Origin of the sequence: Polaribacter sp., from assembly GCF_965660385.1 — a bacterium.
GTDB lineage: Bacteria > Bacteroidota > Bacteroidia > Flavobacteriales > Flavobacteriaceae > Polaribacter.
Window position 1 is genome coordinate 1 of sequence record NZ_CBFHZT010000114.1, and the last position, 2666, is coordinate 2666.

General features: G+C 31.8%; 3 protein-coding genes. All 3 read right to left on the reverse strand.

The genetic code is table 11. The features are described 5' to 3' along the window. Positions 1–1001 (reverse strand): M3 family metallopeptidase (locus tag ACTG3V_RS15320; RefSeq protein ID WP_439133045.1); only part of this gene is annotated, 1001 nt, incomplete at its 3' end. 57 nt (positions 1002–1058) lie between these two features. Further along, on the reverse strand, positions 1059–1538 hold the full coding sequence (gene purE, locus ACTG3V_RS15325) for a 5-(carboxyamino)imidazole ribonucleotide mutase (RefSeq protein ID WP_439133046.1): 480 nt from the start codon (positions 1536–1538) through the stop codon (positions 1059–1061). 82 nt (positions 1539–1620) lie between these two features. Then, positions 1621–2666 (reverse strand): 5-(carboxyamino)imidazole ribonucleotide synthase (locus tag ACTG3V_RS15330; protein ID WP_439133047.1); only part of this gene is annotated, 1046 nt, incomplete at its 5' end.

The following is a 2666-nucleotide window of genomic DNA, read 5'->3' on the forward strand; positions in this document are numbered from 1 at the left end:
TCTGAATAATATGCACCATCCCATTTTTGAAGTTGGTCAATTCCGTCTAATTTTTTAGCGTATTTTTCTAAATTTTCAAATTCTTTTTTTGCTGCAGGTTTTGCTTTGGCCAACAAATTATTTGAAAATTCAATTACTTTTTCTGGAGATTCTGCCATTCTCTCTTCCAAAACAAAATGTGCATGGGTTTTGTAGCCCAATAATTTTGCTCTTTGATGACGCAAGTTTACAATCTCTAAAACAATTTTTTCATTATTGTATTTATTGTCTTGAAACCCTTTTTTACCAGCAGCGATTGCCATTTTTTTACGCAATTCTCTATTATCTGCATAGGTTAAAAACGGAATATAACTTGGGTATTGTAAGGTAAAGATATAACCTTCTTTATCTTGTTCTTTTGCTTGTTGACTTGCAGCTTCTTTTACACTTTCTGGTAATCCAGAAACATCTTCTTCATTCGTTAAATGCAACTCAAAAGCGTTGGTTTCTGCTAAAACGTTTTCTCCGAATTGCAAAGATAGTTTAGAGAGTTTCGTATCAATTTCACGAAGTTTTGTTTTATCGTTTTCGTTTAAATTGGCTCCATTTCTTGTAAAACCTTTGTATTGTTTATCTAATAAAGTGCTTTGTTCTGTTGTTAAATCTAAAGTTTCTTTTAAATCAAAAACAGATTTTACTCTTTTAAACAAACCTTCATTTAGCGTGATATCGTTTCTAAATTCGCTTAACCAAGGCGAAATTTCTTGTGCTATTTTTTGAATTGTTTCATTAGTTTCTGCAGAATTTAAATTAAAAAAAATTGAGGTGATTCTGTTTAATTTTTCTCCTGTAAAATCTAAAGCAACTGTAGTATTTTGGAATGTTGGGGCTTCTGTATTTTTTACAATTGCATCAATTTCTTGTTTTGCAATGGCTATTGCTTCTTTAATTGCGGGTTTATAATCTTCATTTTTAATTTTAGAAAACGGAGCTGTATTAAAATCTTGTAAAAGTGGATTCATTTTGAAAAATGTGTAATAGTTTATTTATTTAAAAGTGTAATTATTAAAAATGTATTATTACTTTCTAACCCTTTCAGCAGCTTTTTCAACCTTTAGCTTTAAGCCTTCTTTGTAAGCAATAATTTTATCTAATACACATTTATCTGATGCTCCAATAATTTGAGCTGCTAAAATTCCTGCATTTTTTGCTCCATCTAAAGCCACTGTTGCCACTGGCACACCTCCTGGCATTTGTAAAATCGATAACACAGAATCCCAACCATCAATAGAATTTCTGCTTTTTACAGGAACTCCAATTACAGGCAAGGGACTCATACTTGCTACCATTCCTGGTAAATGCGCTGCACCACCTGCACCTGCAATGATTACTTTTATACCACGTAAATGTGCATTTTTAGAATAGTCTACTAATTTTTCAGGAGTTCTATGAGCGGATACAATATCTACCTCAATTTGAATATCCATCCCTTCTAAAATATCGATTGCTTCTTGCATTATTGGAAGATCTGAATCGCTTCCCATTATTATTCCTACCATAAATCTTTGATTTACCCTGAACTGGTTTTAGGGTCTGTTATTTTTATTTCTAGAAGCTGAAACAAGTTCAGCTTTGGGGTAATTACTTTGCAATTACCCTTATCGTTTCTTTTACTTCTTGCGCAATTTTTCTTGCTTTATCAATATCAGTATTTACAATAGTAACATGTCCCATTTTACGAAAAGGACGTGTTTCTTTTTTACCATAAATATGTGGTGTTACTCCATCAATTTTTAAAATATCATTTAAATTTTCATAAACTACATCACCAGAAAAACCTTCTGCACCCACTAAGTTTACCATAATCCCTGCAACTTTGCTGTCTGTATTACCTAATGGTAGATTTAAAATAGAGCGTAAATGCTGCTCAAATTGATTGGTATAACTTGCTTCTATAGAATAGTGCCCAGAATTATGTGGTCTTGGAGCTACTTCATTCACTAAAATTTTATTGTCTTTCGTTTGAAACATTTCAACTGCTAATAAACCTACGAAATCTAATTCATTGACTACTTTTAATGCGGTTACTCTTGCTTTATCAGCTACCTCATTATCAATTCTTGCTGGGCAAATTACATATTCTACTTGATTCGCTTCTGGATGAAACTCCATTTCTACAACAGGATATGTAGTGGTTTCACCATCAGCATTTCTAGCCACAATTACTGCCAATTCGTTTTGAAAAGGAATTAATTTTTCTGTAATACACTCCACATTTGGCAGACTTTGTAAATCGTTAATATTTCTTACGATTTTAACTCCATTACCATCATAACCAAAACGTGCTGCTTTCCATACAAAAGGAAAATCAATGATATTGTTTTCGTAAGAATGCTTTAACTCCTCCAAATAAGCATAATGAGAAAAATCTGCAGTAGGTATTTGATGATCTACATAAAAATTCTTTTGTCTTGCTTTACTTTGAATGATACGTAAATCTTTAGGTTTAGGATAAATGGTTAACCCTTCATCTTCCAATTGATCTAAGGCGTCTAAATTTACATTTTCAATCTCTATCGTTAACAAATCTACAGATTTACCAAAATTATAAACTGCATTAAAATCTAATAAGTCACCTACTACAAAAGTGTTGCAAATTTCGGCACAAGGTGCATTTTTATTACTAT

Excerpts from the sequence above, each read along its gene's own strand:
- purE (WP_439133046.1), bottom strand. The coding sequence starts at position 1,538 with ATGGTAGGAATAATAATGGGAAGCGATTCAGATCTTCCAATAATGCAA.